General features: G+C 33.3%; 42 protein-coding genes and 1 tRNA gene. 17 read left to right on the forward strand and 26 right to left on the reverse strand.

The genetic code is table 11. From position 1 onward, the window contains the following. Positions 1–42: 42 nt before the first annotated feature. Positions 43–1,134, reverse strand: a complete 1,092-nt coding sequence (locus K5781_RS00135) for a formate--phosphoribosylaminoimidazolecarboxamide ligase family protein (protein ID WP_297439603.1) — start codon at positions 1,132–1,134, stop codon at positions 43–45. Between the two features lie 94 nt (positions 1,135–1,228). Between K5781_RS00135 and K5781_RS00140 the strand changes: the two genes are divergently transcribed. From K5781_RS00140 to K5781_RS00150, 3 genes are read left to right on the forward strand one after another with little or no spacing between them, the layout of a single operon-like run. After that, positions 1,229–1,372, forward strand: a complete 144-nt coding sequence (locus K5781_RS00140; protein ID WP_297439604.1) for a hypothetical protein — start codon at positions 1,229–1,231, stop codon at positions 1,370–1,372. Positions 1,373–1,429: 57 nt separating this feature from the next. Then, positions 1,430–1,987, forward strand: a complete 558-nt coding sequence (locus K5781_RS00145; RefSeq protein WP_366847861.1) for a UbiX family flavin prenyltransferase — start codon at positions 1,430–1,432, stop codon at positions 1,985–1,987. Between the two features lie 7 nt (positions 1,988–1,994). Further along, a complete protein-coding gene (locus K5781_RS00150) occupies positions 1,995–2,423 on the forward strand; it encodes a polyketide cyclase (RefSeq protein ID WP_297439606.1) in 429 nt (142 codons plus the stop codon). Here the strand turns inward: K5781_RS00150 and K5781_RS00155 are convergent. From K5781_RS00155 to K5781_RS00165, 3 genes are read right to left on the reverse strand one after another with little or no spacing between them, the layout of a single operon-like run. After that, positions 2,420–2,626 (reverse strand): twin-arginine translocase TatA/TatE family subunit, encoded by a 207-nt coding sequence (locus tag K5781_RS00155; RefSeq protein WP_297439607.1) that lies wholly within the window; start codon positions 2,624–2,626, stop codon positions 2,420–2,422. The two genes, K5781_RS00150 and K5781_RS00155, sit on opposite strands and share 4 nt — an antisense overlap. A 25-nt stretch (positions 2,627–2,651) precedes the next feature. After that, positions 2,652–3,443: a twin-arginine translocase subunit TatC gene (gene tatC, locus K5781_RS00160; protein WP_297439608.1), complete on the reverse strand. Its 792-nt coding sequence runs from the start codon at positions 3,441–3,443 to the stop codon at positions 2,652–2,654. A 29-nt stretch (positions 3,444–3,472) separates the two neighbouring features. After that, positions 3,473–3,940 carry a hypothetical protein gene (locus K5781_RS00165; RefSeq protein WP_297439609.1) on the reverse strand — a complete coding sequence of 156 codons (468 nt, stop codon included), beginning with the start codon at positions 3,938–3,940 and terminating at the stop codon, positions 3,473–3,475. Positions 3,941–4,026: 86 nt separating this feature from the next. Between K5781_RS00165 and K5781_RS00170 the strand changes: the two genes are divergently transcribed. The 9 genes from K5781_RS00170 (at position 4,027) to K5781_RS00210 (ending at position 11,536) form a co-directional block, all read left to right on the forward strand. Continuing rightward, positions 4,027–4,401 carry a hypothetical protein gene (locus tag K5781_RS00170; RefSeq protein WP_297439611.1) on the forward strand — a complete coding sequence of 125 codons (375 nt, stop codon included), beginning with the start codon at positions 4,027–4,029 and terminating at the stop codon, positions 4,399–4,401. A 145-nt stretch (positions 4,402–4,546) separates the two neighbouring features. Then, a complete protein-coding gene (gene purS, locus K5781_RS00175) occupies positions 4,547–4,807 on the forward strand; it encodes a phosphoribosylformylglycinamidine synthase subunit PurS (RefSeq protein WP_297439612.1) in 261 nt (86 codons plus the stop codon). A gap of 74 nt (positions 4,808–4,881) precedes the next feature. Next, positions 4,882–5,562 carry a phosphoribosylformylglycinamidine synthase subunit PurQ gene (gene purQ / locus K5781_RS00180; protein ID WP_297439613.1) on the forward strand — a complete coding sequence of 227 codons (681 nt, stop codon included), beginning with the start codon at positions 4,882–4,884 and terminating at the stop codon, positions 5,560–5,562. Next, positions 5,559–7,730, forward strand: a complete 2,172-nt coding sequence (gene purL, locus K5781_RS00185) for a phosphoribosylformylglycinamidine synthase subunit PurL (protein WP_297439614.1) — start codon at positions 5,559–5,561, stop codon at positions 7,728–7,730. Before purQ ends, purL begins: the two co-directional genes overlap by 4 nt. A 194-nt stretch (positions 7,731–7,924) precedes the next feature. Continuing rightward, complete coding sequence (locus K5781_RS00190) at positions 7,925–9,370, forward strand: amidophosphoribosyltransferase (RefSeq protein WP_297439616.1); 1,446 nt, start codon at positions 7,925–7,927, stop codon at positions 9,368–9,370. A gap of 44 nt (positions 9,371–9,414) precedes the next feature. Beyond that, positions 9,415–9,693 carry a DUF427 domain-containing protein gene (locus K5781_RS00195; RefSeq protein ID WP_297439617.1) on the forward strand — a complete coding sequence of 93 codons (279 nt, stop codon included), beginning with the start codon at positions 9,415–9,417 and terminating at the stop codon, positions 9,691–9,693. 31 nt (positions 9,694–9,724) lie between these two features. Next, positions 9,725–10,111, forward strand: coding sequence for a hypothetical protein (locus K5781_RS00200; protein WP_297439618.1), 387 nt, complete (start codon positions 9,725–9,727; stop codon positions 10,109–10,111). Between the two features lie 153 nt (positions 10,112–10,264). After that, complete coding sequence (locus K5781_RS00205) at positions 10,265–10,864, forward strand: response regulator (protein ID WP_297439619.1); 600 nt, start codon at positions 10,265–10,267, stop codon at positions 10,862–10,864. Positions 10,865–10,924: 60 nt separating this feature from the next. Beyond that, the gene (locus tag K5781_RS00210; protein WP_297439620.1) at positions 10,925–11,536 is read left to right on the forward strand and encodes a transcriptional regulator; all 612 of its coding nucleotides are present in this window, start codon (positions 10,925–10,927) and stop codon (positions 11,534–11,536) included. Between the two features lie 180 nt (positions 11,537–11,716). Here K5781_RS00210 and K5781_RS00215 read toward each other — a convergent pair whose 3' ends face one another. Beyond that, a complete protein-coding gene (locus K5781_RS00215; protein ID WP_297439622.1) occupies positions 11,717–11,935 on the reverse strand; it encodes a hypothetical protein in 219 nt (72 codons plus the stop codon). 83 nt (positions 11,936–12,018) lie between these two features. Between K5781_RS00215 and purC the strand changes: the two genes are divergently transcribed. The 4 genes from purC (at position 12,019) to K5781_RS00235 (ending at position 14,444) form a co-directional block, all read left to right on the forward strand. Continuing rightward, on the forward strand, positions 12,019–12,843 hold the full coding sequence (gene purC / locus K5781_RS00220) for a phosphoribosylaminoimidazolesuccinocarboxamide synthase (protein WP_297439623.1): 825 nt from the start codon (positions 12,019–12,021) through the stop codon (positions 12,841–12,843). Positions 12,844–13,184: 341 nt separating this feature from the next. Continuing rightward, on the forward strand, positions 13,185–13,688 hold the full coding sequence (locus K5781_RS00225; RefSeq protein ID WP_297439624.1) for a winged helix-turn-helix domain-containing protein: 504 nt from the start codon (positions 13,185–13,187) through the stop codon (positions 13,686–13,688). Between the two features lie 37 nt (positions 13,689–13,725). Continuing rightward, positions 13,726–14,040: a hypothetical protein gene (locus tag K5781_RS00230; RefSeq protein ID WP_297439625.1), complete on the forward strand. Its 315-nt coding sequence runs from the start codon at positions 13,726–13,728 to the stop codon at positions 14,038–14,040. Beyond that, on the forward strand, positions 14,040–14,444 hold the full coding sequence (locus K5781_RS00235) for a PPOX class F420-dependent oxidoreductase (protein ID WP_297439627.1): 405 nt from the start codon (positions 14,040–14,042) through the stop codon (positions 14,442–14,444). The genes K5781_RS00230 and K5781_RS00235 overlap by 1 nt, the downstream gene beginning before the upstream one ends. Positions 14,445–14,526: 82 nt before the next feature. Here the strand turns inward: K5781_RS00235 and K5781_RS00240 are convergent, their stop codons facing one another. Next, positions 14,527–14,904, reverse strand: coding sequence for a hypothetical protein (locus tag K5781_RS00240; RefSeq protein WP_297439628.1), 378 nt, complete (start codon positions 14,902–14,904; stop codon positions 14,527–14,529). A 101-nt stretch (positions 14,905–15,005) separates the two neighbouring features. Beyond that, positions 15,006–15,491: a DUF4352 domain-containing protein gene (locus tag K5781_RS00245; RefSeq protein WP_297439629.1), complete on the reverse strand. Its 486-nt coding sequence runs from the start codon at positions 15,489–15,491 to the stop codon at positions 15,006–15,008. Positions 15,492–15,776: 285 nt separating this feature from the next. On the opposite strand from K5781_RS00245, the gene K5781_RS00250 reads away from it, so the two are divergent. After that, entirely contained in the window at positions 15,777–16,382 is a 606-nt protein-coding gene (locus K5781_RS00250; RefSeq protein ID WP_297439630.1) for a hypothetical protein, read from the forward strand. A gap of 793 nt (positions 16,383–17,175) precedes the next feature. Here K5781_RS00250 and K5781_RS00255 read toward each other — a convergent pair. From K5781_RS00255 to K5781_RS00345, 19 genes are all read right to left on the reverse strand, one after another. Further along, a complete protein-coding gene (locus K5781_RS00255; protein ID WP_297439631.1) occupies positions 17,176–17,325 on the reverse strand; it encodes a hypothetical protein in 150 nt (49 codons plus the stop codon). Between the two features lie 61 nt (positions 17,326–17,386). Next, the gene (locus K5781_RS00260; RefSeq protein ID WP_297439633.1) at positions 17,387–17,836 is read right to left on the reverse strand and encodes a DUF2299 family protein; all 450 of its coding nucleotides are present in this window, start codon (positions 17,834–17,836) and stop codon (positions 17,387–17,389) included. Between the two features lie 127 nt (positions 17,837–17,963). Further along, positions 17,964–18,191, reverse strand: a complete 228-nt coding sequence (locus tag K5781_RS00265) for a hypothetical protein (protein ID WP_297439634.1) — start codon at positions 18,189–18,191, stop codon at positions 17,964–17,966. Between the two features lie 11 nt (positions 18,192–18,202). Continuing rightward, complete coding sequence (locus tag K5781_RS00270) at positions 18,203–18,451, reverse strand: hypothetical protein (protein ID WP_297439635.1); 249 nt, start codon at positions 18,449–18,451, stop codon at positions 18,203–18,205. Between the two features lie 189 nt (positions 18,452–18,640). Beyond that, positions 18,641–18,714: transfer RNA gene (locus tag K5781_RS00275), tRNA-Asn, on the reverse strand. 71 nt (positions 18,715–18,785) lie between these two features. Next, positions 18,786–19,073 (reverse strand): hypothetical protein, encoded by a 288-nt coding sequence (locus K5781_RS00280; RefSeq protein WP_297439637.1) that lies wholly within the window; start codon positions 19,071–19,073, stop codon positions 18,786–18,788. Between the two features lie 15 nt (positions 19,074–19,088). Next, positions 19,089–19,646 carry a 50S ribosomal protein L6 gene (locus K5781_RS00285; protein ID WP_297439638.1) on the reverse strand — a complete coding sequence of 186 codons (558 nt, stop codon included), beginning with the start codon at positions 19,644–19,646 and terminating at the stop codon, positions 19,089–19,091. Then, complete coding sequence (locus K5781_RS00290) at positions 19,636–20,028, reverse strand: 30S ribosomal protein S8 (RefSeq protein ID WP_297439639.1); 393 nt, start codon at positions 20,026–20,028, stop codon at positions 19,636–19,638. Before K5781_RS00290 ends, K5781_RS00285 begins: the two co-directional genes overlap by 11 nt. Positions 20,029–20,034: 6 nt before the next feature. Further along, positions 20,035–20,214 carry a 30S ribosomal protein S14 gene (locus tag K5781_RS00295; RefSeq protein WP_297439640.1) on the reverse strand — a complete coding sequence of 60 codons (180 nt, stop codon included), beginning with the start codon at positions 20,212–20,214 and terminating at the stop codon, positions 20,035–20,037. Then, positions 20,214–20,735: a 50S ribosomal protein L5 gene (locus tag K5781_RS00300; RefSeq protein ID WP_297439641.1), complete on the reverse strand. Its 522-nt coding sequence runs from the start codon at positions 20,733–20,735 to the stop codon at positions 20,214–20,216. The genes K5781_RS00295 and K5781_RS00300 overlap by 1 nt, the downstream gene beginning before the upstream one ends. Before the next feature lie 4 nt (positions 20,736–20,739). Further along, positions 20,740–21,456 (reverse strand): 30S ribosomal protein S4e, encoded by a 717-nt coding sequence (locus K5781_RS00305; RefSeq protein ID WP_297439642.1) that lies wholly within the window; start codon positions 21,454–21,456, stop codon positions 20,740–20,742. Continuing rightward, complete coding sequence (gene rplX / locus K5781_RS00310) at positions 21,456–21,908, reverse strand: 50S ribosomal protein L24 (RefSeq protein WP_297439644.1); 453 nt, start codon at positions 21,906–21,908, stop codon at positions 21,456–21,458. The genes K5781_RS00305 and rplX overlap by 1 nt, the downstream gene beginning before the upstream one ends. Positions 21,909–21,912: 4 nt before the next feature. After that, positions 21,913–22,335 (reverse strand): 50S ribosomal protein L14, encoded by a 423-nt coding sequence (locus K5781_RS00315; RefSeq protein ID WP_297439645.1) that lies wholly within the window; start codon positions 22,333–22,335, stop codon positions 21,913–21,915. Further along, positions 22,335–22,658: a 30S ribosomal protein S17 gene (locus tag K5781_RS00320; protein WP_297439646.1), complete on the reverse strand. Its 324-nt coding sequence runs from the start codon at positions 22,656–22,658 to the stop codon at positions 22,335–22,337. The genes K5781_RS00315 and K5781_RS00320 overlap by 1 nt, the downstream gene beginning before the upstream one ends. Then, positions 22,655–22,921 (reverse strand): ribonuclease P protein subunit, encoded by a 267-nt coding sequence (locus K5781_RS00325; protein ID WP_297439647.1) that lies wholly within the window; start codon positions 22,919–22,921, stop codon positions 22,655–22,657. Before K5781_RS00325 ends, K5781_RS00320 begins: the two co-directional genes overlap by 4 nt. Further along, entirely contained in the window at positions 22,918–23,124 is a 207-nt protein-coding gene (gene rpmC / locus K5781_RS00330; RefSeq protein ID WP_297439648.1) for a 50S ribosomal protein L29, read from the reverse strand. Before rpmC ends, K5781_RS00325 begins: the two co-directional genes overlap by 4 nt. Then, positions 23,121–23,909 (reverse strand): 30S ribosomal protein S3, encoded by a 789-nt coding sequence (locus tag K5781_RS00335; RefSeq protein WP_297439649.1) that lies wholly within the window; start codon positions 23,907–23,909, stop codon positions 23,121–23,123. The genes rpmC and K5781_RS00335 overlap by 4 nt, the downstream gene beginning before the upstream one ends. A gap of 2 nt (positions 23,910–23,911) precedes the next feature. Next, the gene (locus K5781_RS00340) at positions 23,912–24,370 is read right to left on the reverse strand and encodes a 50S ribosomal protein L22 (protein WP_297439650.1); all 459 of its coding nucleotides are present in this window, start codon (positions 24,368–24,370) and stop codon (positions 23,912–23,914) included. A gap of 5 nt (positions 24,371–24,375) precedes the next feature. Further along, positions 24,376–24,804, reverse strand: a complete 429-nt coding sequence (locus tag K5781_RS00345; protein WP_297440189.1) for a 30S ribosomal protein S19 — start codon at positions 24,802–24,804, stop codon at positions 24,376–24,378. Between the last annotated feature and the right edge of the window lie 7 nt (positions 24,805–24,811).

Below are 24,811 nucleotides of genomic sequence, written 5' to 3' on the forward strand. Positions count from 1 at the left end.
CTCCTAGTGGTAATTTTTTGTATGTTTAAATGATTGAACCTTCTATGTGACTATTTCATCTAATCTGTCTTCTTCTTGGGCACGTTTTATCTCCATGGCGATCCTTCTGCCTACTCCAAATGTTTGTCCGTATTGGTATTTTGTATATGGGCTAGTTGTTGCTACTATTGGGTTTCCAGGTACTCTTAATGAGACGTCATATACAATCAATTCCAAATCTTTTGTAATTACACTTTGAAGTGAGAATGGCCCTATGATTCCTGGGGCATATTCTTTTTTTACTGCTGCAACAAATTTGTCTCCCATTTTGAGTACTTTTTCTAATAATGATTCTCTAATACTTGCAGGTGTGTGACCTACTTCGATATTCTGTAAATCCATATCTATCTCCATTTGTTCTCTTGCTGGTAGTGCATTGTAATCATGAATATTGGTTTGTAATCTTCTTTCTATTCCAATAAAGTCAACTTGGTTTGAAATTGGAGTATGAAAGAAATTAAAATTCATGTATGTTCCTATTGCTAATTCTTCAATGCTTGCCTTTTGTAGATCTTTTCTGTCAATTACGCCTTGCTTGATTTTTTCTTCTGATTTTTGCAAATAATCTTTGTAGGACGACACCGTAAAGAAAGCTCTTTCTAATGGTCTTCTTTTTTCTTGCACTTTAACAATACACGGTTTATTGATTTTCTTTGGATCTTTGAATAATTTTGGATATTTGATTCTGGCCTTTTCTAACAGGTAGTACTGCCCTTTTTTTGCTGTTCTTTCTTCTGCCTGAAATAATTTTCTGTTCCCAAAAATTGGAACCTTGAATGCGTTCTCAATTGTTTTGTAACCTAAATAGACTGTAAGTGATCTGTGTGGAACTATTATTGTATTAGAATCTCGTAATTCTTTTTGATATTTGGCTGATGCCATTTCTTTGAATTTATTAACAATTGTAATTTCATCTGCAATGCGTCCAAATCTTTGATATGGTCCTTCTCTTCCTTTTTGACAGAAAACACGGGTTTGAAAATCTTCATCTTTTGCGCCATCCATGATTTCAAGTGCAGAATGGCTTCCTAGAACGCCTATTTTTACATCAGTATACTGATTAACAATTTTCTTGATTTCTGAACTTTTAATCACACAATGGCTAGATGTTGGGATCTAATATAGCTAATTTTTATTTTCATGATCGGCTGATCAATAGATTTTTTTTGATTGATCTCAATTACAAATCATGCTTTATCATTTTGAACTTCAACTTATTGGAGCTCTTCTTCTTCCTGTGATGCTTGCTATTGGTGTTTTTTTATGGTTTAAAAGAAGAAAAGCAAATCAAGAATTATCTGATTCAAAAAATGATGATTCTCATAATCTCTAGTGTTAATTTTGATTTTCTATCTAATACATAAAATACTCTGGTTTTGTAGATTCTGTGTTGAAACTTGTAATTGGAATCACAGGTAGTACAGGTGCCATTTATGGAATCCGAATGCTTGAGACCTTAAAAAAATTAAACATTGAAACACATCTGATAATTTCTGAATGGGGTGAAAAGTGTATTTCTATGGAAACTGATTTTTCTCTTGAGTATGTAAAATCTTTAGCAACAAACACGTCTGATGAAAAGAACATGGCATCAAGTGTTTCTAGTGGCACACATAGAATTGATGGCATGATTGTGGCTCCTTGTAGTATGAAAACTCTGGCAGCTATTGCAAATGGTTATGATGACACCTTAGTTGCTAGAGCTGCTGGAGTGACAATCAAAGAATCTCGAAAATTAATTTTAATGGTTAGAGAAACACCTCTGTCGGCAATTCATTTAGAAAACATGTTAAAATTATCTAGACTAGGTATTGTTATTTTGCCTCCTGTAACTGAATTTTATACAAAACCACAAACTATTGATGATATTGTAAATCATGGTGTTGGGAAATGTCTGGATCAATTTGACATAGAGCACGATTTATACCCTCGATGGGGCACTCTTTAAACTGCTATTGCCTAAGTTTTCTGTAGAAAAAATAGTTTACGCAAAAAGAGATGTTGTTTTTGAAATCTTTTCAAACTTTGAAAATTATCAAAAACTAGTTCCAAAATACTATCCTTCTGTTCGAGTTCGTTCAGTTCGTGGTGATGTTTCTGTAGTTGAAGAACATTTTATTCTTGGAGATGTTGAGTTGTTGATAATGGCAAAACATGTTTTTGAAAAACCAATTTTACATAATATTTTTGTAATTGGTGGTGATGCGAAAGGCAGTCAAATCAAACAAGAGTTTATTGAACTAGAAAATAATACCAAAATTCTAGTTGATGTTGATTTAAAACTTAAAGGAAAACTGAAAATTAAAAGTATGTTTGGAGATAATATATTCAAACAGGATTATGGTAAACTTGTGGATACTTTGGCAAAAATTGCTGAAAATTAATCTGTTTTTACGTTTTTATCTTTAGATGCACTGTCAATTTCTTCTTTGAATTCTTTTAGGTCTTTATCTGCCTCAATTTTCCCTTTCTCAAATTCTCCTTTGGCTTTTCCAAATGTTTTTGCAAGTTCGGGAATTTTCTTTGCACCAAAAATCAATACTCCTATCACTACTACTAATATGATAATTTCAGTACTTCCCAACATACGTCAAACTTGCACAATTTCAGATTTAAGTGTTCAACTTTTTTCGTTCCTTACGCTCAATAATTATCATGCCTGCCGCATACAACGCAATCATTGGTCCTGCAACAAACATCATTGTTACACCCGTTCCATCGGGAGTGATTATCGCTCCAAAGATCACTATGATCACTATGGCATATCTAATGTTTTTCCTCCAAAAATCTGCATCTACCATTCCTGATGCTGATATTGCATACATTACCAGAGGAAGTTGAAATGAAAAACCAAATGCCAACAAGAATTGTAAGACAAATGTTACAAATTCCATGACGTTGAGAAAAGTAACTAATCCTGCTCCTTCCCCATATCTGTACAAAAATTCTAACATGTATGGAATCACAAGATTATATGAAAACACACATCCTGCAGTGAACAATCCTAACGCTGGTATTGAAATAGTTCTACTAACGTCAATTTCATTTTCTTTTAATGCAGGTTTGATGAATCCTACTAACTCTTTAATAATTACAGGCATACTGACTACAATTCCAACGAGTGCTGCAACATACATTTGTGCAAAAAAAGCTTGTCCTGGAGCTGTTTGTATTAATTGTACATCCTCTGGCACTAAGTTGATTCTCATATGGTTTGTAATTTGTGCCGCAATATTGTGAGTTGGTTCCATGGTTGGATAGTACAAAGTGAATTGGTTTATTTGAAATGGTTCGGCGTGAAATACTAGCAAAAATACAGAAATCCCTCCTACTACTAGAACAATTCGAACTAATCTTTTTCTTAATTCTTCTAAATGTTGATTTATCCCTTCCAATTCGGACATCTGATATCTTTGATTCTAAACTATATCAATTATGTGGGAATTGGCAATAATTTTGCTTCTGGTAGTCCTGCTTCTTTGAGTTCTTCAGCAGTTATTTCGCCAAATTCTAAAGATATGATTGCTTTTGTATTAAATTTGGACTCCATCTCCTTTGCCAAATCTGAAATTTCTTTTGCAGAGTAGATTTCTTTTGAATCTTTAAGGAAAATTCTTTCACCTTTTTCCATTTCTTTGCCATTGTATTTTCCTTGCAAAAATTTGGTAATTTCCGGCACTTCTTTTCTATCTATGTTATTATGAAAAAAGCAAATCCCTTTTACCGATTCATAATCATATGCAGTTCCGTTTCGATACATGAAAACTCCGATAAAGTGTGCTTCATCTTCTGGTTCTCTCACACATTTGATCTCCCAATTAAGTAATTTACTTTCATCATACGAATATCCTCCTAATTCATCTGAAGTCAATTTCCAATATCTCATTCTGCCTTTAGCCATTATGATTAACTGAGAATTGTGCTGATATAAATTCCATCTCTATGTGACTAGTGCCCTTTTTTATAGGAAATCTATGATATTTCTCCATGACAGATCCATCCAATCCTCTTTTTCCTGTAGAGGTCGATGATTATCCAAAACTCTTTGATTATGTACTTACTGCAAATGGATTAGTCTATTTTCAAGTTTTAAAAAGAAATTACGTTCTTGGAAATGATATGTCTCAGGATGAATACAATAAACTGCGATTGTTGTATGTGTACTATGCAACTGCAAATCGTAATCCTAAAGAAGTGTTTGCATGGCAAGATATTTGCGTAACTCTTGATGAAAAAGGAATCATAGAAAAAAATATGTTTCAATCAAAAGAAGATTTAAAAAATAAATTGTTAATTATTGAGAATCCAAATTACCGTTCTGGGCTTTATCGAAAATATGTTGATTACTCTAAAGGAAAATAAATTCAAAGTAACCGGACTGGGCTGATAATATCCATACAATACAAGTCCTCAGAACCGGATACCTGCCATGTATCTCCAAGGAAGTATAAAAGCACAAAACTTTTCGGAAGATAGATTAACCTCAATTTTGTTTTTTAACTTGTAAATGGCAACATACAGTGTACACGTGGTTATTGAAAACAAGCCTGGGATTAGTGATCCTGAAGGTGATACCATACTAAATGATTTAGTTCTAAAGGGAACTCACAAAACTGTTTCTAAAATCAAAACTGCCAAAATGCTAAAATTCACAATTAAAGAAAAAGACAAAAAAACTGCAAAATTAAAAGTTCAAGAAATTTGTGACGATTTGAGGGTGTATAATCCTATGGTTAGTAAAGTAACTCTGGATGTTTTTGAAAATTAAATTGTTCTTGAAAAGATCGTAAAAACTCAATCCTTAATCATATAGTTTAGATATCTCTGAATACTAAAACGATTGTGAAAGTCGGAGTTGTAGTTTTTCCTGGTAGTAATTGTGATCGGGATATGTTTCATGTTTTAACAGATGTGTTTAATCTTGATGCTCAGTATTATTGGCATGAAAAAAGCCTCCCAAAAAATATTGATGCTGTAATTCTTCCTGGCGGATTCTCTTATGGTGATAGACTCCGAGCAGGAGTTATCGCAGCTCATAGTCCGATAATTAAAGACGTTAAAAAAATGGCCGAGAAAGGCATTCCAATTTTGGGGGTCTGTAACGGATTTCAAATTCTGGTAGAGTCAGGACTTCTTCCTGGTGTTTTACTGAAAAACGAATCTCTTAATTTTATGTGTGAATGGACTAGTCTGATTGTTGAAAACAATAAAACCCCTTTTACAAATAAATTTAAACTCAATCAGAGAATTCCAATCCCTATAGCAAATGGCGAAGGCAGGTATTATGTTGATGATGACATGATGAAAAAATTAATGAAAAAAAATCAAATAGTTTTTAGATATAGTGAAATTGTAAATGGCTCTGTAAATCGAATTGCTGGTGTTTGTAATGAAGATGGAAATGTTGTGGGAATGATGCCTCATCCTGAAAGAGCAGTAGAATCTGATATTAACCCCATTGATAACAAACCTTCTTCACTTATCTTTGAATCCCTATTAACACAAACGGGTGTTGCTAAATGAGTCTAGAAGAACAAGAGCTTGATGAACTTAAATCAAAAATTGGAAGAGATCCTACTTCTACTGAATTACAAATTGTAGCTGCAGAATGGTCTGAACATTGTTCATACAAATCCTCAAAAAGACACCTCAAAATGTTGCCTATGACTGGTCCTTTAATTATCAACGAGAAAGGATACGATTCTGGCGTTTTAGATGTTGGTGATGGATATGTTGTCACTGCTCATATTGAAAGTCATAATCATCCATCCGCTGTTGAACCCTATGGTGGTGCAGCAACAGGTGTTGGTGGTGTAATTAGAGATATTTTATCTGCTGGAACTAGACCTGTTGCAATTTTTAATGGATTGCGATTTGGAAATATTGAAAAAGATATTCAAGCTCGTTGGTTATTCAAAAATGCTGTCACTGGAATTGCTGATTATGGAAATTGTTTAGGTATTCCAACTATAGGTGGTGAAGTTGAATTTGATCAATGTTATGAAAATTATGCACTAGTTGATGTTGCTGCATTAGGTTTTGGCAAAAAAGAAAACTTGATCAAAAATCATGCAAAAAAAGACGACATTGTAGTTTTGATGGGAGGTTCAACTGGCAGAGATGGAATAGGTGGCTCACAATTTGCTTCTGACTCTTTAGAATCAGAAGACCGTTCTGCTGTTCAAATACCAGATCCTTTCATTGAAAAATTGATTATTGAAGCTGTTTTACAAGCTCGTAATGATGGATTGATTCACGCTATGAAGGATCTTGGCGGCGGTGGATTGTCCTGTGCAATTTCTGAGACTGCAGATGCACTTGAAATTGGTATAGAGATGGATGTTGACAAAGTTCACACTCGTGAATCTGATATGCATCCTGATGAAATCATGATTTCTGAATCTCAAGAAAGAATGTTGATTGTTACAAGTAAAACTAAATTAAAAAAACTACAAGATATTTGTAAAAAATTTCGTATTGGTTGTTCTGTAATTGGTAAGGTGAAATTTGATAATCAAATGCATGTCAAAAAAGGCAAAAAAACATTTGCAAATTTGCCTACTGATGTTGTAGCTAATGCTACTTTGCTTGATTTACCTTCTCAAAAACCTGTTTATCTAAAGTCTATCGAAAATGAAAAAAAACTTAAATCTATTTCTAATTTTTCCAAAACCTTGATGAAGTTACTTAAATCTCCAAATATTGCAAGCAAGATTTGGGTATATGGCCAATATGATCATGAGGTTGGAATTCGCACTGTTGTCAAACCTGGATCTGATGCTTCTGTATTAAGATTAGATAATGGAAAATATCTTTCAGCAAAAATTGACGGAAATCCCAAACAATGTTATATTAATCCTAGAGAAGGTGCAATTGGTTGTTTTGAAGAAGCATGTAGAAATGTTGTTTGTACAGGAGCAAAACCTATTGGAATGCTTGATCACCTGCAATTTGGTAATCCCAAAGACCCAGAAATTTTTTGGACCTTTTTGGAATCTTTGAAAGGCTTAACTGATTTTGCAAAATCCTTTGAAATTCCATGTGTTGGTGGTAAAGTTAGTTTGTATAATGAGACTCCTGCAGGTCCGATTAAACCAACTCCTGTCATTGGCGTAATTGGATTAATTGACAAAAAACCATCAATCCCACAGAAAATAGTAAAAAATGATGTGCTTCTCATAATTGGTAATACTAAAAATGAACTTGGAGGCTCTGAATATTTTGAATACATTCATAAATTTGTTGGAGGCAAGTGTCCTACAGTAAACTTTGAAGATTCAAAGAAAAATATGAAATCTGTTCTAAGTCTAATTGACAAAAATCTTGTAAAATCTGTACATGATTGCTCAAAAGGCGGATTGGCTGTTGCTGTTTCTGAAATTTGCATGATTAATCAAATTGGATGTAAAATTTTACTGAATAAAGTCCCTGCTGAAAAACTAGATGTAGACCGAATTTTGTTTTCTGAAAGTCATTCCAGATATTTGATTTCTTTTGACAAGAAAAATCTTTCAAAGATTGAAAGCATTCTCAAAAAGAACAAAATTTTATTCAAAGAAATTGGTCAGTTTGGTGGTGAAAAAATTCAATTTATGAATAGTACAAAATCTGTTGTTAATCTTGATGTAAAAAAAGCACAAAAATCTTGGTTACATGCTCTTCCCAATTTGGTTCTTCACGGCAAAAAGTGATCCTAATATTTTGACGTATTTGTCCTCTAGTTTTATTTGATAAACGTATTTTTGATCGCACAAAGTGATCAGCATTTTTATTGTTCAAAGTTACATGATGGATCAGGGATGGGGTCATTATCTGATTTATCAGCTGAGTCTTACACTTTTTCTAATTTTTTAACATTATCTGAAACAAGGGGAATGAAATAGCATTGCCTAAAGTTAAGGAGAATTGTGGTGTAGTTGGAATTTACAGCTTAACTGGAAAAAATGTCATTCCTATGGTTTTTGATGCTTTACGGGCTTTACAACATAGAGGGCAAGAAGCTTGGGGCTTTGCAGTTCCAAACAAACCTCCATTCAAAAGAGTAGGTTTGGTTTCGCATTCTTCGTCTGAATTTAAAAAAATAGCTCAAGAATATGAATCACCTTGTGTTATTGGACATGTTAGATATTCTACAATGGGTAAAAGTACTCTTGAAAATGCGCAACCTCTGAAAGTAAAAGATCTATGTATTGCACATAATGGCACCATTGCAAATGCACAAGAACTATCTAACTTGGTAGGTGGATGCTCTTTTACTCCTCAAAATGCCAGTGATACTCTAGTAGCTGCTGAACGTCTGGTCTCATTAATTTCTGAAAATGGTCAAATGGGAAAAGCATTATCTATTTTAAAAAATGAAATGGTTGGCTCTTATTGTTTTACTTTTATTTCGGATGATAATTCTGTATATGCAGCTAGAGACCCCAAAGGATTTCGTCCAATGGTTTTAGGACACAAAGAATCTGATAATACATACATTGTAACTTCTGAATCATCTGCAGTTACTGCAGTTGGTGCAACACTTCAACGCGATGTAATTCCTGGAGAATTAATTAAATTAAGCAAAACTGGTTTGGAAACTGAAAAATTTTCAACTGATACTTCTCGAGCTCATTGCTCTTTTGAATTCACTTACTTTGCACATCCTTCAAGTAATATGGAGGGACACAACATTTACCTTTCAAGAAAAAAAATTGGGCAGTTTATGGCAAAGAAGTTCCCTATCGTAGATGCAGATTTGGTAATTCCGGTACCTGATTCTGCAAGACCAGCTGCGTTGGGTTATGCTCAAGAACTTGGTGTATCTTTTGATGAAGGTTTACTAAAAGACAGATACAGTAAGAAAGGTCCTTTGAGAAGTTTCATTGAGCCACATCAAAGTGACAGAGTTGACATAAATCGTTGGATAATTCCCATTACTGAAATAATTAAAGATAAACATGTGGTTGTAATTGATGATAGTCTAGTTAGAGGTACTAGCTCAAAAGCCATTATTAAGGCTCTTCGTCGTGCAGGAGCTAAAAAAATTAGCATGTTAATCACATATCCTCAGATAAACTATCCTTGTTATGCGGGAATTGATTTTCCTTCCCAAGAAGAATTAGCTACGTTTGCTAATGGAAAAGAAATGACTAGTGATGAAATTACTGAGATGGTAAGACAAAGTATTGGTGTTGATTTTTTGGGTTATAATGATGCTGAAAATCTAGCAAATGCTGTTGGAATTCCAAAAGATTCTATGTGCTTTACTTGTTCTTCCGGAAATTATGATTCTTTGGGGATACAACCTGATTTCACTAAACGTGAACAAATTAAAGGAATTAAAAATTAATCCTTTGGGATTTAATTAAATATAGTTTGCACTTTTCTTTTATTATGCAAGCAATCTGGAATGATGTAGTCATTGCTGAAAGTGATGATACCGTAGAGGTTGAAGGGAATCATTATTTTCCATTTGATTCTATAAAACAAGAATATTTTAAAAAAACTGAACTAACTACTTTTTGTGGTTGGAAAGGGATGGCAAATTATTATTCTGTTAGCGTAAATGGAAAAACAAACAAAGATTGTGCTTGGTATTATGCTGATCCAAATGATGCAGCCATAAAAATTAAAGGGATGATTGCATTTTGGAATGGTGTCAAAGTCAAGTAATTATTTTTAATTAGAACAAATATTGTTAACTGTGAGACAATACACCGTAATCATTGGTCTGGGAATTGGTGCAATTACAGTAATGGGAATTTTTTTTGGAATGGACATTTTAAAATTATCTGTTTCAACTCAAGAATATGATATCTTTGTTGATCCAATTTTGGACAAACAAAGTTTGTTTGTAATGGGCAGAGTAACAATACAAAATACTGGTTCTCAACCTTTGACAAATGTACATGTAAATTTTGGTGATGGCGATACTTTGGACTTGGGAACTTTGAAAAAAGGCCAAAAAATTATTGTGTCTCCTCCTCCTGAAAATTCAATGCAGTTTGTAATGATAAGTGCAGATAATGATATTTTTGTAAGTAAAGCGTATCGAGAAATGCCAAAAATGGTTGGAATGATGGGTTCTTAATTTCTCTATATTGTTCTTTTTCTAATTCCTCAGTTGTGCGTAAATATGGAAAATTAAATTTCCCATATTTGGGACTTAACACTATAACATAATAAGAAAAAGTATGAACACCATATTAGAATAAAATATGATTAAAATTAAGAGGAGTGTCCATTGACTAATTGTATAATAATAGATGATGATTCTGATATTTGTGATATTTTTTGTGAATTGTTAGATATTGTCAATGTGAAAGTTCTTGGAGTTAGTACTGATGGAAAAGATGCATTAAATCTCTATAAAAAACACGGTCCAGATATTGTTTTTACGGATCTGCAAATGGAACGCCATGATGGTTATTTTGTAGTTGAAACAATCAAAGATGAATACCCTGATGCAAAGATTGCGGTAATTACAGGAGATCTAAATGCTGTGCATTCTCCAATTCTTAATTTACTCAAAATTCCAATTATTCAAAAACCCTTTGACATACATGAAATCAAACAACTTCTAATTGATATCTTTTTGATGGATTTTTCAATTCCATCATCTTTTGAAATTCAATATAAATTCAAAAATGATGTAACTGTATATTCTTGCAATGTAAATTATTCCCAATATAGAAATTTTAAAAAATTGCCTGTTGTTGAAGATTGTGTTGTGACTAGTGAGAAAAACATCCCTGCTTCTAATCAACTAGAAGATGCTCTTCAAATGGCAAACCAGAACGATACCACTAAAATTCGTAATTTATCTGAGGTTGTTGTAGAATGAACTTGAAAATGACCTTATATTCAATGAAAATTAATATGAAAGTAATGGAGTATGAATATTATGACTGATATTGACACTTTTTTTGCTCCTTCACTTGAAAAAATCATTTCTGACAATTTGGGCAAAACTACTTTTCATAGCATCCAAAATCGACTATTTGAAAAATATGGTGTTTCGATAACTGAATCAATTAAGGATTTCAAAAAATTAGATTCTGTATTACGAGAATTTTTTGGCGCTGGTGCTGAAGGATTAGAAAAAAAATTCCTAGACCGCATATGCGCAATAAAATCAAAACAAGACAGAATTGAAAAAAGATTTACTATATCTGATCCTGAAATCAGTCAATCTATTCTAAAAGCATTTAGTGATGATGAAATGTCTAGAATCCTTAACTCTTCAATTGGAGAACCTTGGACCATTTCTGAAATTTTAGAGAAATTGGATATTCCAACCACTTCTGGATATAGAAAAATCAATTCCTTAATCAAAGATGGATTATTGATAAAAACAGGTTCTGAATTGACTTCTAATAATAGAGTTGTTGAGAAATACAAATCTCTTTTTGACAATGTCAATATTGATTTTAACAATAAAGTAACTGTTCATGTTCAATTTACTCAAGAAGTTATTATGAACAGCACTGTTCTAAAAACAGTTTATGGCGAATAACTACCTGGATATTTTGTGACATTTTTTAATACTTTTTAATCGTCATCAAAATCATAATCGTCATCATCATAACACTCGATGAAATCAAAATCATACATTTTCATAATTTGATTAGATTTACATGGTATATTGATGCTAAGTATGTAAATCCTGTTTTTTACAAAAACTATATAGTTTTTGTCACTTATCTACTTTTTTGTTATACTCGTCTATTTGTTGATTATACTCGTCTATTTGTTGATTATATTCGTCTATGAGTTTATTTTCTTCATCAATGTTATCTTCGAACAGTTCTGGGTTGTCTTCTAATGCTTTTTTCATTAATTTTTTAAATGTGTCTGGATCGTCTTTTTGAAGTTCTAGCAAAATTTTGCCAATTGAATCATCTAGATTGCTCATAATTAGAACCTCTTACAAACTAGTATATCTCTTCTTGAGACCCCTCCTAGCAGTTAAATTCTATCAATATTAGGCATAAGTAATTGAAGTTTCTTACTAGTGGTAAAGTAAAGGATCTTTACGAAATAGATGAGTCTAGTATGTTGTTCAAATTTTCAAATCGTGTTTCAGCATTTGACGTAAAATTCCATCAGGACATTCCTAGGAAAGGGGAAGTTCTTTGTAAATTTGCAGAATTTTGGTTTAATGAACTATCTGTGCCAAATCACTTTATCGAAAGGAAAACTGATACTGAAATTATTGTAAAAAAGATGAAAATGCTTCCAATAGAGTGTGTAGTGCGTGGATATTTTTATGGTAGTCTTGTAAGCAGATGGAAAAAAGGAGAAGTAAAAATTCCAGAAGGCACAGACACTACGTTAGCTGCAAAATTACCCGAACCTGTCTTTGATCCTACTACTAAATCTGAACATGATATACCAATAGACAAGTCTAAGGCACTAGAAATGAATTTGGTTACTGAAGATCAATATGTTTGGTTAGAAAAAACCTCTATTGAAATTTACAAAAAAATGGCCAAAATTGCTGATAATGTTGGCTTTATTCTTGCGGATTTAAAATTGGAATTTGGATTACTTGATGGTAAAATTACCTTGGGGGATTCTATTGGACCTGATGAATATAGATTGTGGCCAAAAGATTCCTTTGAAGTAGGAAAAATTCAAGAAGCATATGACAAACAACTTCTTCGTGATTGGTTGACTGCAAATGGTTATCAGAAACAATTTGAAGATGAACGTGATGCCGGTAGAGAACCTATTGCACCTGAAATCCCTGAAGAGATTATTTCAAAAATGACGGAACGATATGTTACAGCATATGAAAAATTAACTGGACATTCATTATAATTTTCATTATTTGTTGACTAACAGTTAACTTTCAACTCGAATATGGTATTTCGTTATTTGCTAAAATAGGGATGTGATGCCCTTTTGCTGACATGTTTTCTGAAAATATCTTTTTTTGGACATTTTACAATTTTTCTTAAACCGTTACAATATGTATTCCATCTATACTATATTGATTATAATGGTATTAAAAATATTGAAGTTACTATCATATTTTTCATAGTGGTATCGTAATTTTTAGTAACACTATGATGTTTTTAAAAGTGAAAAAAAATTAATGCTATTAGACAAAAAAATGTGATACAAGGATCTTTTAGATCATACCTAAATCTAGTCATTGTATGTCTACTCTGTTAGAAAAACAAATCAAAGTAAATCGTATTGTTACGACAAGTATTGAACACGCCAGAGCAATTGAAGACCCTGCTCGAGCAAAAATCGTAGAAATCTTATACCGTCAAGCAATGTCTGCAGACCAAATCGCCACTGCACTCAAAAAGACAGGATACAAAAAAGCACTTACAACTGTCCGACATCACTTAGAGATTCTCAAAGAATCTGGTCTAATAGAGATTGCAAAAATTGAAGAATCACGTGGAGCCATAACAAAATACTATAGTACAACAACAAAACTACTTGATTTTCAAACTCCTGAAGATTTTGAATCGACGTATTCAAAAATTATAGACAACACCTCTACCAAAATCGAAAAGATCCTCAAAGGATTAACTCCTAAAACCTCGAAAACCAAAGGGAAAAAATCTGCAGAATACTCTCAGTATTTGGTCATGGAAATAATGAACCGTGCTATGACAAATGTATTTGAAAACTCTGACAAAAAATAAACGGTAAACCTAAGTATTTCTGCAAAGTAATTTTTGCATGGTACGAGTGTTTTACAGTCAAAAGACGGAGGATCTCATTGAAAAGATGACTCTGACTAACTGGAGAAGCCAAGTTCAAGATGAACTCGGTAAGGAACACCAGGATATGTCAGATAATTGGAAAATGTGTGCAATTGGAGAACGCATACGTATTGAAGGACGAGATCTAGAGTCTATAAAAGATCTTTCTCCCGAAGCGATCCAACTTGGATATGACTTTTCAATTGCCATGCAAGAAAAAGACAATCAAAAAGCATTAGAAATAATTACAAAGATAGAACAACTGCCAACAATCTGGAGAGATGAAAAATAATGGATGAAAAAGCAATCAAATTACTTTCTGAAAAAAATCTTGTCTTTATTGCAACAATTATGAAAGATGGTTCTCCACAAGTTTCTCCTGTTTGGGCAAATTATGAAAATGGATTTGTTTTGGTTAATACTGCTGAAGGTAGAATAAAACACAAAAATGTTTTACGAGATCCACGTGTTGCAGTTTCAGTTGTATCAAAAGACAATCCACTTGACATGACAACTATTCGTGGAACTGTAGAAGAACTAATTCCTGATTATGAATACAAACATGCAGACAAGCTTACACAACAATACATGAGACGTGAACATTATCCTTTCAAACGTGATGATGAAAAAAGAGTCATACTAAAAATAAAACCAAACAAAGTATTTGTTTTGCCTGAATTAAAAATGTCAGAGTAACAATTTTTAATGTTTCTAAATTCGAATTTAGAAATATAATACATTCAGTAGGGTAAATTAGAAAAAAGGTAGCATAGACAGTTTAACGGCGACGTTTAGCTGTCTTTCTCTTAGGAGCGGCTTTGCGTTTAGCTGCAGCTTTTCTCTTTGGTGCTGCTTTGCGTTTAGCTGCCTTTCTCTTAGGAGCTGCTTTTTTAGCTGCAGTTCTTCTCTTAGGAGCGGCTTTGCGTTTAGCTGCCTTTCTCTTAGGAGCTGCTTTTTTAGCTGCAGTTCTTCTCTTAGGAGCGGCTTTTCTCTTAGGAGCTGCTTTACCTGCATTCTTCCTTCGAGTTGCTGCTGCCTTTCTCTTACGAGCTGCTGCTGCTTTTAGTGCTTCAGCTGCTTTTTTAGCTGCATTTCTCTTTCGAGTTCTTGCTGCTTTTTTAGCTGCTTCGGCTCTTTTGGCTTTAGATATTGCCATGACTGATTTCGAAAATCATCTGTGTTATATGGTAAAAGTCACACATTACTACGCATTATATAGAAAAATTTGACACTTTTTTTATTTTTTAAAATTTACGATCAACAATTTGTAATACAAACCACAGCTGTATCGACAGTTGATTGATCTTTTTGTGGACGAATAATTATTTTGTATTGTTTTTCTTCATCAAATGGAACATCAAACTGTGTTGTTTTTTCAACTGCTTTGTTTGGTTCTAACCATTCTAAAAGCAAGTCTTTAGATGAGAATTCTCCATAAACTGCTTGATGTTTTTGTTCTTTTTCATCTACAATGTATAATTGTCCTCCTGAAAAGAGAGTTTTTTCATCTCCGATATTTTTTGCAGTGATTCCAATCATAACAAACGTATTTTCTGGCATTACATCCTTGCTTCCTTCATGAGTTCCTTCAAAAGTGACTACATATTCTACAGGACCTACGGTAATTTTTTCTCCTGCAACTGATTCAATGTAATTTGTTGTATATTGTGTGTACATGTAATTTGCAATTATCATTGAAGCTATAATTGCACCAACCACAATTACAACTCCGATTCTTGCCATAATTCATCTGAATTATTTTGGTATATAGTTGAAACGCATAATATTGCTCAAAAACCCTGCCTATTTTGAGGCAAATTTGGTTCATTTTTGATTTTTTGTTAGAACAAAAACACACACATGATTATCTAGTAATTTGTTGTAGACTATTTGATCAAGCCTTGGGACTGTTTTAGTCATTAATTACTATCTTGGGGTTTTTGATCTTTTTTGCGATCTATTCTGGTTTGTAGCTTTTACGTCTGACATTAGGATCTGCTTAAATTCTTCAGTTTGGGATTTGTACCAATGACTAAAACAGTTACTATTGCAGCAATTCTAGCAGTTTCTGCTGGATTATTGTTTGCAGTACCAATGGCCGTTTATGCACATGATGTTGGTAGTTGGAAAGACCTTGATTCTGCAACTAAAGCAGTAAAAGGAAATTCTCTAAAATTGACCGTATCTGCTCATGGTGATATCACTAAAGATGGTAGTATGTTTGATACTACTACAAACAAAGCAGTTGTGGGATATGCATGGGTTGAAGCTAATCCAAGAGATGATGGCAAAGTCTATGGCTTTGTTGCAGCATTACATCCTTTGTTTAGAGATTCAAACCAAAATCCTGATGCATGGCATACACACAGTGTTGCTTTACAACCAAGTAATGGTCCAAATTTCTGTCTTGACTTTGCAGATCTTGGAACCACACAAGCTGGAATTTCCATCAAAGGAAATGATCTAAAATTATCTACACCATTAAAACAATCTGGTGTAATCTATGGTGATTTAGCAGCAGCAACATCATTCACAATTACAACTCCGCCTGCAAATGGTGCATGTGATGATGGTGAATTACAAGTAAGAGCAAACGGAATTGCAAGAGGGCATGCAGTAGGAATTACTGAATAATCTCTACTTTTTCATCTTTTTTTATTCAAAATTTAGGGGGTTGAGCTTTTACGCATGATGATAATAGTTTGGGTATGTTTAGCTGGGAGAGCTTGGTGGAATTAGGGTTGCTTGTTGTAGTTAGGCACAAGTGTTCAACCCCCCATCAAAATACTTATTTTTGAAAATTTTACATTGTGACTAAACTAGATAATTTACAAGGGGGGTTTAACGCCTAGGCATAATTTTGTAAATTATATTATTTTACCAAATTTTCGGTTATTGATGTAATCCAATCAAAAACTTGTAAAAATAAACCCGATGATAACTCTCTGAATTCGTCAAATATGTTATTTGTAGATGCAAATGTTTCATTAATTGATGATTCATCAATCTGTAGTGATGTATACTTCATTCTTTATTTTCGAATAATTTTGATTTTACTGTATGTGTGCACTTTTGGACACACATTTTATGTCAAATAAGGGGGGTTTTTACAAAAAATTACCCATATGGTGTGGTTTGGGATTGTTTTTGAAACTAATTTCTTAACGTTGATTCAATTCTTTTTGAACTGTTTTTACAATGTAATGTACTGCTAGTGCGATTCCCATCACTTTGAGAAAATTATTCATGGGTTTTAACCTCCTTGTTCTCATATGTTTCAAGAATCTCATCTATCATTTTGATGATGTTCAATTTTGAATCAACTCCCATCGTTTTTCAGTATCTTTCAGTCTCAATCTGCTGACATTGATCCTGACATTGATTTCGTAGTTCATGGTTGCATGCCTGAATAAAATATTGACTATGTTCATTTTATGAACACCACCAAAGTTGCAATCATGGATAAAACAAAGACCTTGTTTTTTGAAGCCTTCAATTTGAGAATTTGGCTTTCAATGAAACCTGTTTCCGGTTTGCATATTGTTGGGTTGTTTGTTGTAATTTTTGTTGTTTTCATGTTGTATTATGGTGAATTTATGATAAAAGGGCCGCGTAGAACTGATAAATCATCTATTTTTCTAAAACGTTTTCAGCAAAAATCTTGCTGTTTTATCATATTTTTCTGAAACACTATCTATTGCTTCAAACATGGTCTGCTGATTGATATTTTCTTTGTCATCTAATACAACATAAACTCCAATCTTTTGTTTTCCATCTTCTGTAATTATTTTATTAATTGCTTGAATTGAATAACAGAATTCTCCTACCTTTTTCTCAAATTTTTCTTTTTCTTCAGGATTAAATCCTAAATATCTTGCAATTTGATTGTTTTTCATCACTACTTTGGCGCCTACTACTAGTATTCCTGGTTGTCCTTTTGGTTCAAAAATCTCTACTGGAATTCCGTATGGTCCTGCATGTTTAATTATGATGTGAAAACTATTTTCAGGATTTTTAATTTCTTCAAACGAAAGGCTCTCGTGAATAACCCATCTTTCTACATTATCTCTCATCCTGGTTGTACTCATAAAAAACATCACACCATAGTTCTATATGATTCTAAATCCAATTGATTGCCTTAGTAAATTTACAATATTTCTAAATTCGAGTTTAGAAATAGCTCTTTTCAATATGTGAACAACAAACAAAAATTTGCTATATGTTTACATTAAATCCTGAATCTATTCCTGGAATTGATGCTGCAATCAAAATATTTACAATAATTCCAATTATCATAAATACAATACCTAGATAGAGACAATTTCTTGCTTTACGTGGATCATCTTGTCGTAAAATAAAAAATGCAATTATTCCTCCTATGACTCCAAAGAAAATTGGTAACAAAAACCATACGTTGCTTCTTGGTTTTTCTGGATATGTCATATTGTGTTACCTTATTTTGCAATTACTGCTTTTTTCTGCAATTGTGTTATCTCTATTTCAACTGTTTCTAAAGGATCTTCTACTTGATTACGTCTTATCGAAAACATTTTTGGTTTTTCAAAGTCATCTGTACAATCAGGACATGCATAAACTAAAACTCTGTGTTCGTTTGGGGCTTTAGGATTGGATAATCTTGGATAATATACCAATCTTGCACCGCAATCAACACAATATCTGTTGGCCCTTCTAGTTCTGACCAATGTAATCCTCCTGCATTATTCTTAATGTGCGATCATCTATTAGATCTATGTTGTCTAATAGAGTAAACTAATTACTAACAACCGATCAATGTTTCTATATTCGAATTTAGAAATATGTTTAATTTTATATGATGATTGTTTTTCATATGTCAAAATTTATGTTTCAAAACTCGAATTTAGAAATAAGAGCGCCTCCCACCAGACTTGAACTGGTGACCAACCGGTTAACAGCCGGTTGCTCTACCACGCTGAGCTAGGGAGGCACAAGTAAAGACCTTGCCAAAAGTGATTTAATCTTTCCGACTATGCAAATTAGACTAAAGTTTAGAATTGTTCAGTTAAATTTTGCAAAAAATTCTTTGATTTCTTTTGCATGACTTTCGACTAATTCGATTATTTCTAAATGTTCATCAGCTGTTGGTTCCCTTTGATGAACAATTTGAAAAGCACTAAGTGCAGAACCAACCATTTCTCCTACAAAAAATCCACACAAAAAATCTCCAATGTTTCCACATTCCCATGTTTCTCCAATTCTTGGAGATGCTCCTGCAGATTTGTATAGTTCTAATGTTTGTTCAATTAAATCTGTAGTTTGTTTTGAAAACTCGGGGTCTAGAGTCATTTGAAAAGAATAATTCTATTTGTCAATGCCTTTTTTCTTCTCAAATGCATAAATGCCGTCTAAGAATACTCTATGATCTTTGTTCTTAACTTTTGATTTAAGTTCAATATTTGCTGCAGTTTGAGTAATGTCTGTCCATACTTCTCCTGTAAGGATTACGTCTTCTCCTTTTGGAACTACTTTTGTGTTTCCTACAATATTTGTGATTCTTGGAGCTCGTTCACCTTGAAAGTTTTCAATTAGAATTTTTTTCCCTTCTACTTTTACTGTGATAGGAAAGTGTGAAAAAACAATTTTCATTTTTATTGTATATCCTGTTACTAAACCCTCACAAATATTTTTGATAATTGATCTTGCAGTATGTAGAATTGCATAATCTCTTTTCTTTTGATTAATTGCAGATAAGAGAACTTTGCCGTCGTTAACTTCTACATTAATTGGTATGCTTCTGAAACTTTTGTATGTTTTTCCTAATGGTCCTACAAATGATACCATGTGTTTATCTACTGATACTGTTACACCTTCAGGAATGTCTACCTGATCTTTGAATTCTTCTAGTTGATTAGTAGACATAACCTATCAAAAATCCTCCAATTCCTTTTTGCGATGCTTCATGATGAGACATTACTCCTTGGTTTGTTGTAACTAGAAGCATTCCACGATCGTATGCTGGTAGATACTGTTGTTCCCAATTATTGTATTCGTCATTTTTGACTTTGAATCTTGGGGATATGGCACCACACTTGTTAATTTTTGCTAATAGTTTAATTTTGAATTTTCCTCCTCTTTTGTCATCAATATGTTCGAACTCTCCAATGTATCCGTCTTTTTGCAAAGTTTTGAGAACTTCAATACCTAATTTTGATGTCGGAAGTATGACACAGTCTGATTTTCTTCGTGATTCGTTATTGTAAAGTGTGACAAATAGATTTGCTAAGATATTTGTTGCTGGCATGTTATATCACTTGTTTTTCCTGAACCCTAAAGATGTTGCGACTTCTCTGAAGCATCGTCTGCATAACATTAAATCATATTTTTGGATGACAGCTGTATAGTCTCCACATCTTTTACACCATTTTGAACCTCTTCCAAAGTCATGTTTTTTTCTACCTGTTGCTTCATAAGATCTATCTTTTGCCATTATGTTACGGTCACTCCAAATTCTTTTGCTAGATAATCTTTTGCTTCTTGACTTTTTATGATGTGTGATTTTCCTACTCTGGCTTTGTGTTTACTTCGTGTTCTTATTCCATATCCTGGTCTTGTTAATGTAACTGAAATACCTAAACCTAAAATTCCGATCTGTGGATCATATTTCACTCCTGGAATATCAATATGTTCTCTAATTCCAAATGAAAAATTACCAAAATTATCAAATGATCTGCCATTTACGGTGTTGCCTTTCGCTTCTAGTAATCTTTTTAGTAACGCCACGGCATCGTTGCCTCTAATTGTAACTGCAGCTCCGATTGGTTCTCCTTTTCTTACTCCCCAATCTCTTTGTGTTTCTTTTGCATTTCGTGCAGAAGATTTTTTTCCAGATATTTGATCAAGAGCTTTTCTTGCAATGCTAATTATGTCTCCTGATTTGCCTACACCCATATTCAATACCACTTTCTCTAATGAGATTTTTTTCATTGGGGATTCTGTTACTTGAGACATAAGATCACTTTAATTGAATAATTGGCTCCTCTTTTCCAATTGGCATAATGATGTCTGCGGGGATTTCAATTTTTCTATCTCCTAATGAGAGTATGACTCTTTTTGGCAGAATGAATGTTCCTTCTTCTATGGTTTCAATCTTGCCAATTCTTCCTGCATTATTTCCACGTGTTACTAATCCTTGACATCCTGTTTCTAATTTAATTACCTCTATAATTTTTTGATCTGGAATTTGTATTAGACATGTATCTCCAACATTTACTTTAGTATCTGAAATAATTGCACGACCATCATGGAATCCGATTTGCAATTTTCCTTTGTTGATAGTTGTCTTGCTTACAACTCTAACAAGTTTCTTAGATTTTTCTGATTCGTTAATCTTTATTGGTTTTAACAACTTGTCTTCTGTTGGAACTAGACGATAAACATCTGTAACATCTTGAAGTTCTACAACATCCATTAATCCAATTGCATGATGAAGTGATTTTCTTACAACTCCATCAATCTTTACTCTTCCAGAATATATTGCAGTCTTTGCTTCTCTTAAACTTGTAACTATATTCAACATATCTCTAAGAAATACTGCAGTTGGTACAGAATGATTCTTTTTATGTGGTCCTGGTTTGACTGTGATTACAAATCGTTTATCTTTTCTTGTAATTCCCCAGAATTGTGGGGCCATTTGTCTTTTGAGTTTTTTACTGCCTGAAATGCTTACCATTATTTCTCATCTTCCTCTTTTTTGACCTTATCTGCTACTTTTGTTTCTTTAGGAACCTCTTTCACTGTTTCTGATTTTGGTGCAGTCTTTGGTTGATTGCTTGGATCTTTTCCTTCTAATTTTGCAATTCTCCATTTGTCTTCTCCATTTAGTGATGTAACAACTAGATTTGAAGTGTGAATGTAAACATCATATTTTTCACCTTTTGTTGCTTCTTTTTTAATACCCTCAACTGCAACACTACTTTTCTGTGTAGATATTTTAGAAATCTTGCCGTCTACTCCTTTGAATTCTCCTCTAACAATTTTGATGCTGTCTCCTTCAACTACTCTTACACTTCTTTTTCCATATTTTTTCTGAAGATCTTTTGAAAGTGCACTTCCAAGTTGTTTACTTTTTGTAGTGTAAGTTGATTGATAAATCATCTGATTGCGCATTTTTGTTGGTTTCATTTTATCATACCACCATTGATGCCAAGTTAGCTACTCTTGGCCATTTTTCTGTTGCTTCAGCTGCTACTGGTCCTTTGATGTCCGTTCCTTTTGTTTCTCCTTCTGGAGTAATTAACACTGCTGCATTATCTTCAAAACAAACTCTTACACCGTTTAATCTTCTAATTGCATATTTTTGTCTAATGATTACGGCACCGTAAACTTGTTTTCTTAATTCTGCAGGACCTTTTTTAACTACTACATTACAAAAGTCTCCCACAGATGCTGATGCTAGTCTTGATGATCTAGTGTGATGTCTTGGAACATTAATGACTTCTAAAATTTTGGCCCCTGAATTATCTGCACATACTATGTTTGCACCGATAGGAATTACTTTAGTTACATATGGTCGAAATTCTTCTACTCCTTTACCTGCTTGCTTTGCCATTATGCTTTAACCTCCACAACTACATAAGATACTGATTTTGAGATTGGTCTGCATTCTGCAGTCAATACGTGATCTCCTGTTTCGACATCTAAACATGCTGGTACATGTGCATGTATGGTACTTGTGCCTCTGGCATATCTCTTAAACTTGTTAAAGTAAATTGGGGCATCTTTTTGTAACGTAATTGTTTGTCTTGCTTTGCTTCCTGTAACTTTACCATCAAAGAGCTTTCCTCTAATTGATAAACCTCCGTGGAATGGACAATGCTTATCCTCACATTCTCTTGTTGGTTCTTTTACTTTTAATCCGATGTTTTGAGTCATGTTTTTCCTCCTATTCTGTCAAAAGGTCTTTTTGCAATTTTGGTACCTTCTATTTCGATTGATTTACCATCAACTGTGAATTCCCAATTGTTGGTATTTTTTGCAATTGTTTTTGCACCTTTTTTTGTATTAATCGTAAACATTGATTTTGTTTCATTAACAATTCTTCCATTTAATCCTATTATTTCGGGATTAGTAGACTGAACAATTTTGGTTTCTAATCCGATTAATTCATGTGAAAATATGTTATCTACATTAATCATTTTTCTTTCCTCATTTCGTTCAATCTAGTTAGCATTCTTGCAATGTCATGACGTATTGGTTTAAGTTTACCGCTTTCTTTTCTCAATGTTCCTTTAGAAGCATCAATTCTAAGTTTAGCAAGTTCACTACGTGATTCATTGATTTTACTTTTAAGATCTTTTTCGTTTAATTGTTTTATCGTTTTCATACTGAGTCTGGTCATTTCATCTTGGCCTCCTCCTCTTCTAATGTGTCAATGGATTCCATTTTCTTTGCTTCTAATGCAATTCTCTCTGATTCTGATTTGGCTTTATCTGCCTTACCTTTAACTTTAACAACTTCAACTTTAGCTCCTTCAACATCAATCTCTTCAACTTTGATTTTTTCATCTTGTGCTTGTTTTGCTTTCATTGCTTTTTCTGTTCTCATTTCAAATTCTGGTATCAGTCTTTCTTTTCTAGCAATTCTGATTCTGATTCCAATCAAACCCATGGCCGTTTTGACATGTGCGATGTCTTCATCCACAACAATTTCGGCATGATGTCCTGCTCTTGGTAAAATTCCTTGAGTATGTTTTTCAAATGCAGAACGGTCTCCTCTAAGTTTTCCTGATATTGTAATTTGAACGCCCATTGCGCCTCCTTCCATAATTTGTTTCAAAGTCCACATTGTTGCTCTTCTAAATGCAGTTCCTCTTTCCAAGTGGGACGCCATCCTATTACACATTACACTAGGTGCAAGTTCTGGTTTTTCAATTTCAACCACTGAAATTTGTGGATTTTTTAATCCAAAATCTGTCGCTAGTTTTTCAGTAAGTGTTCTTATTCCTGAACCTTTTCTTCCAATGACAATTCCTGGTCTTGTTACATGTAATGCTACTCTGGTTCCTACAGGTGTTTTTGAAATTTCTGCATGTGAAAACCCGGCATCTTTGATTGCTTCTCTAAGATAATCTTTGAGTAGCATCATGTTGTAGTTGTCTTTAATTACATTTTTTACTGCAGACATTTCTAAATCTCCTTTGCCACCAATTCTACATGTGTTAATACATTGTTCTTTGGAGTAGCTCTACCCATTGCTCTTGGGATGAATCTCTTTACAATTACTCCTTTGTGAACTGTTGCATTAACAATTCTTAATCTGTCTAAATCCATTCCTTTGTATTCTGCATTTGATTCTAAATTGTCTAATACTTTGATGAATTCTTTTGCAGTTTTTTGTGGATATCTTCCAGACATTACTCCCGGATCTGGTCTGTGTCCAACTTGATTCTTATATCTTCTAAATGGAACTGCTCTGTTCTTATCAACTACTGCAATAAGATAATCTCTTGCTTTCTCAATTGATAATCCTTTGATGGAAACTGCAACTTCTCTAGCATGTTTATGTGAAATATCTTTTTCCCTTAATGAAGAACGTACGTGTCTGGTTGGATCATAATTTTGGAAAGCGTAATCGAATCTACCCATAACAATCACTTCAATGGTACATAGAGACTGGATCTTGATGCACCAACACCTGGGGCACCGTGTGAAACTCTCTTGTTTGTTATTACATATTCTCCTAGATAATGTCCAATCATCTCAGTTACTATTGCAACTGGTTGGAATTCTTTCCCTGAAAATACATTTACTGTAACACCTACCATGTATGGCAGAATAATTAAATCTCTAACATGAGTCTTTATTGGATTTTTTATTTTTCCTGCTTTTGCAGCTTTGATTTCTTCAATAAGTTTTCTTTTTCCATCTGTGATTCCTCTTGTAAGAGATCGTCTTTGCCTGGAATTGAATAATGTAAATAATTTTTCTAATGATAAAGCATCAAGTTCCTCTTGTGGAATTCCTCTGTATAAAAATTCTTTAACCATTTTTCTTCTCCATTGTTGTACTTCGAGTTTTATGGTCCAT

Source organism: Nitrosopumilus sp., assembly GCF_025699255.1.
Lineage (GTDB): Archaea > Thermoproteota > Nitrososphaeria > Nitrososphaerales > Nitrosopumilaceae > Nitrosopumilus.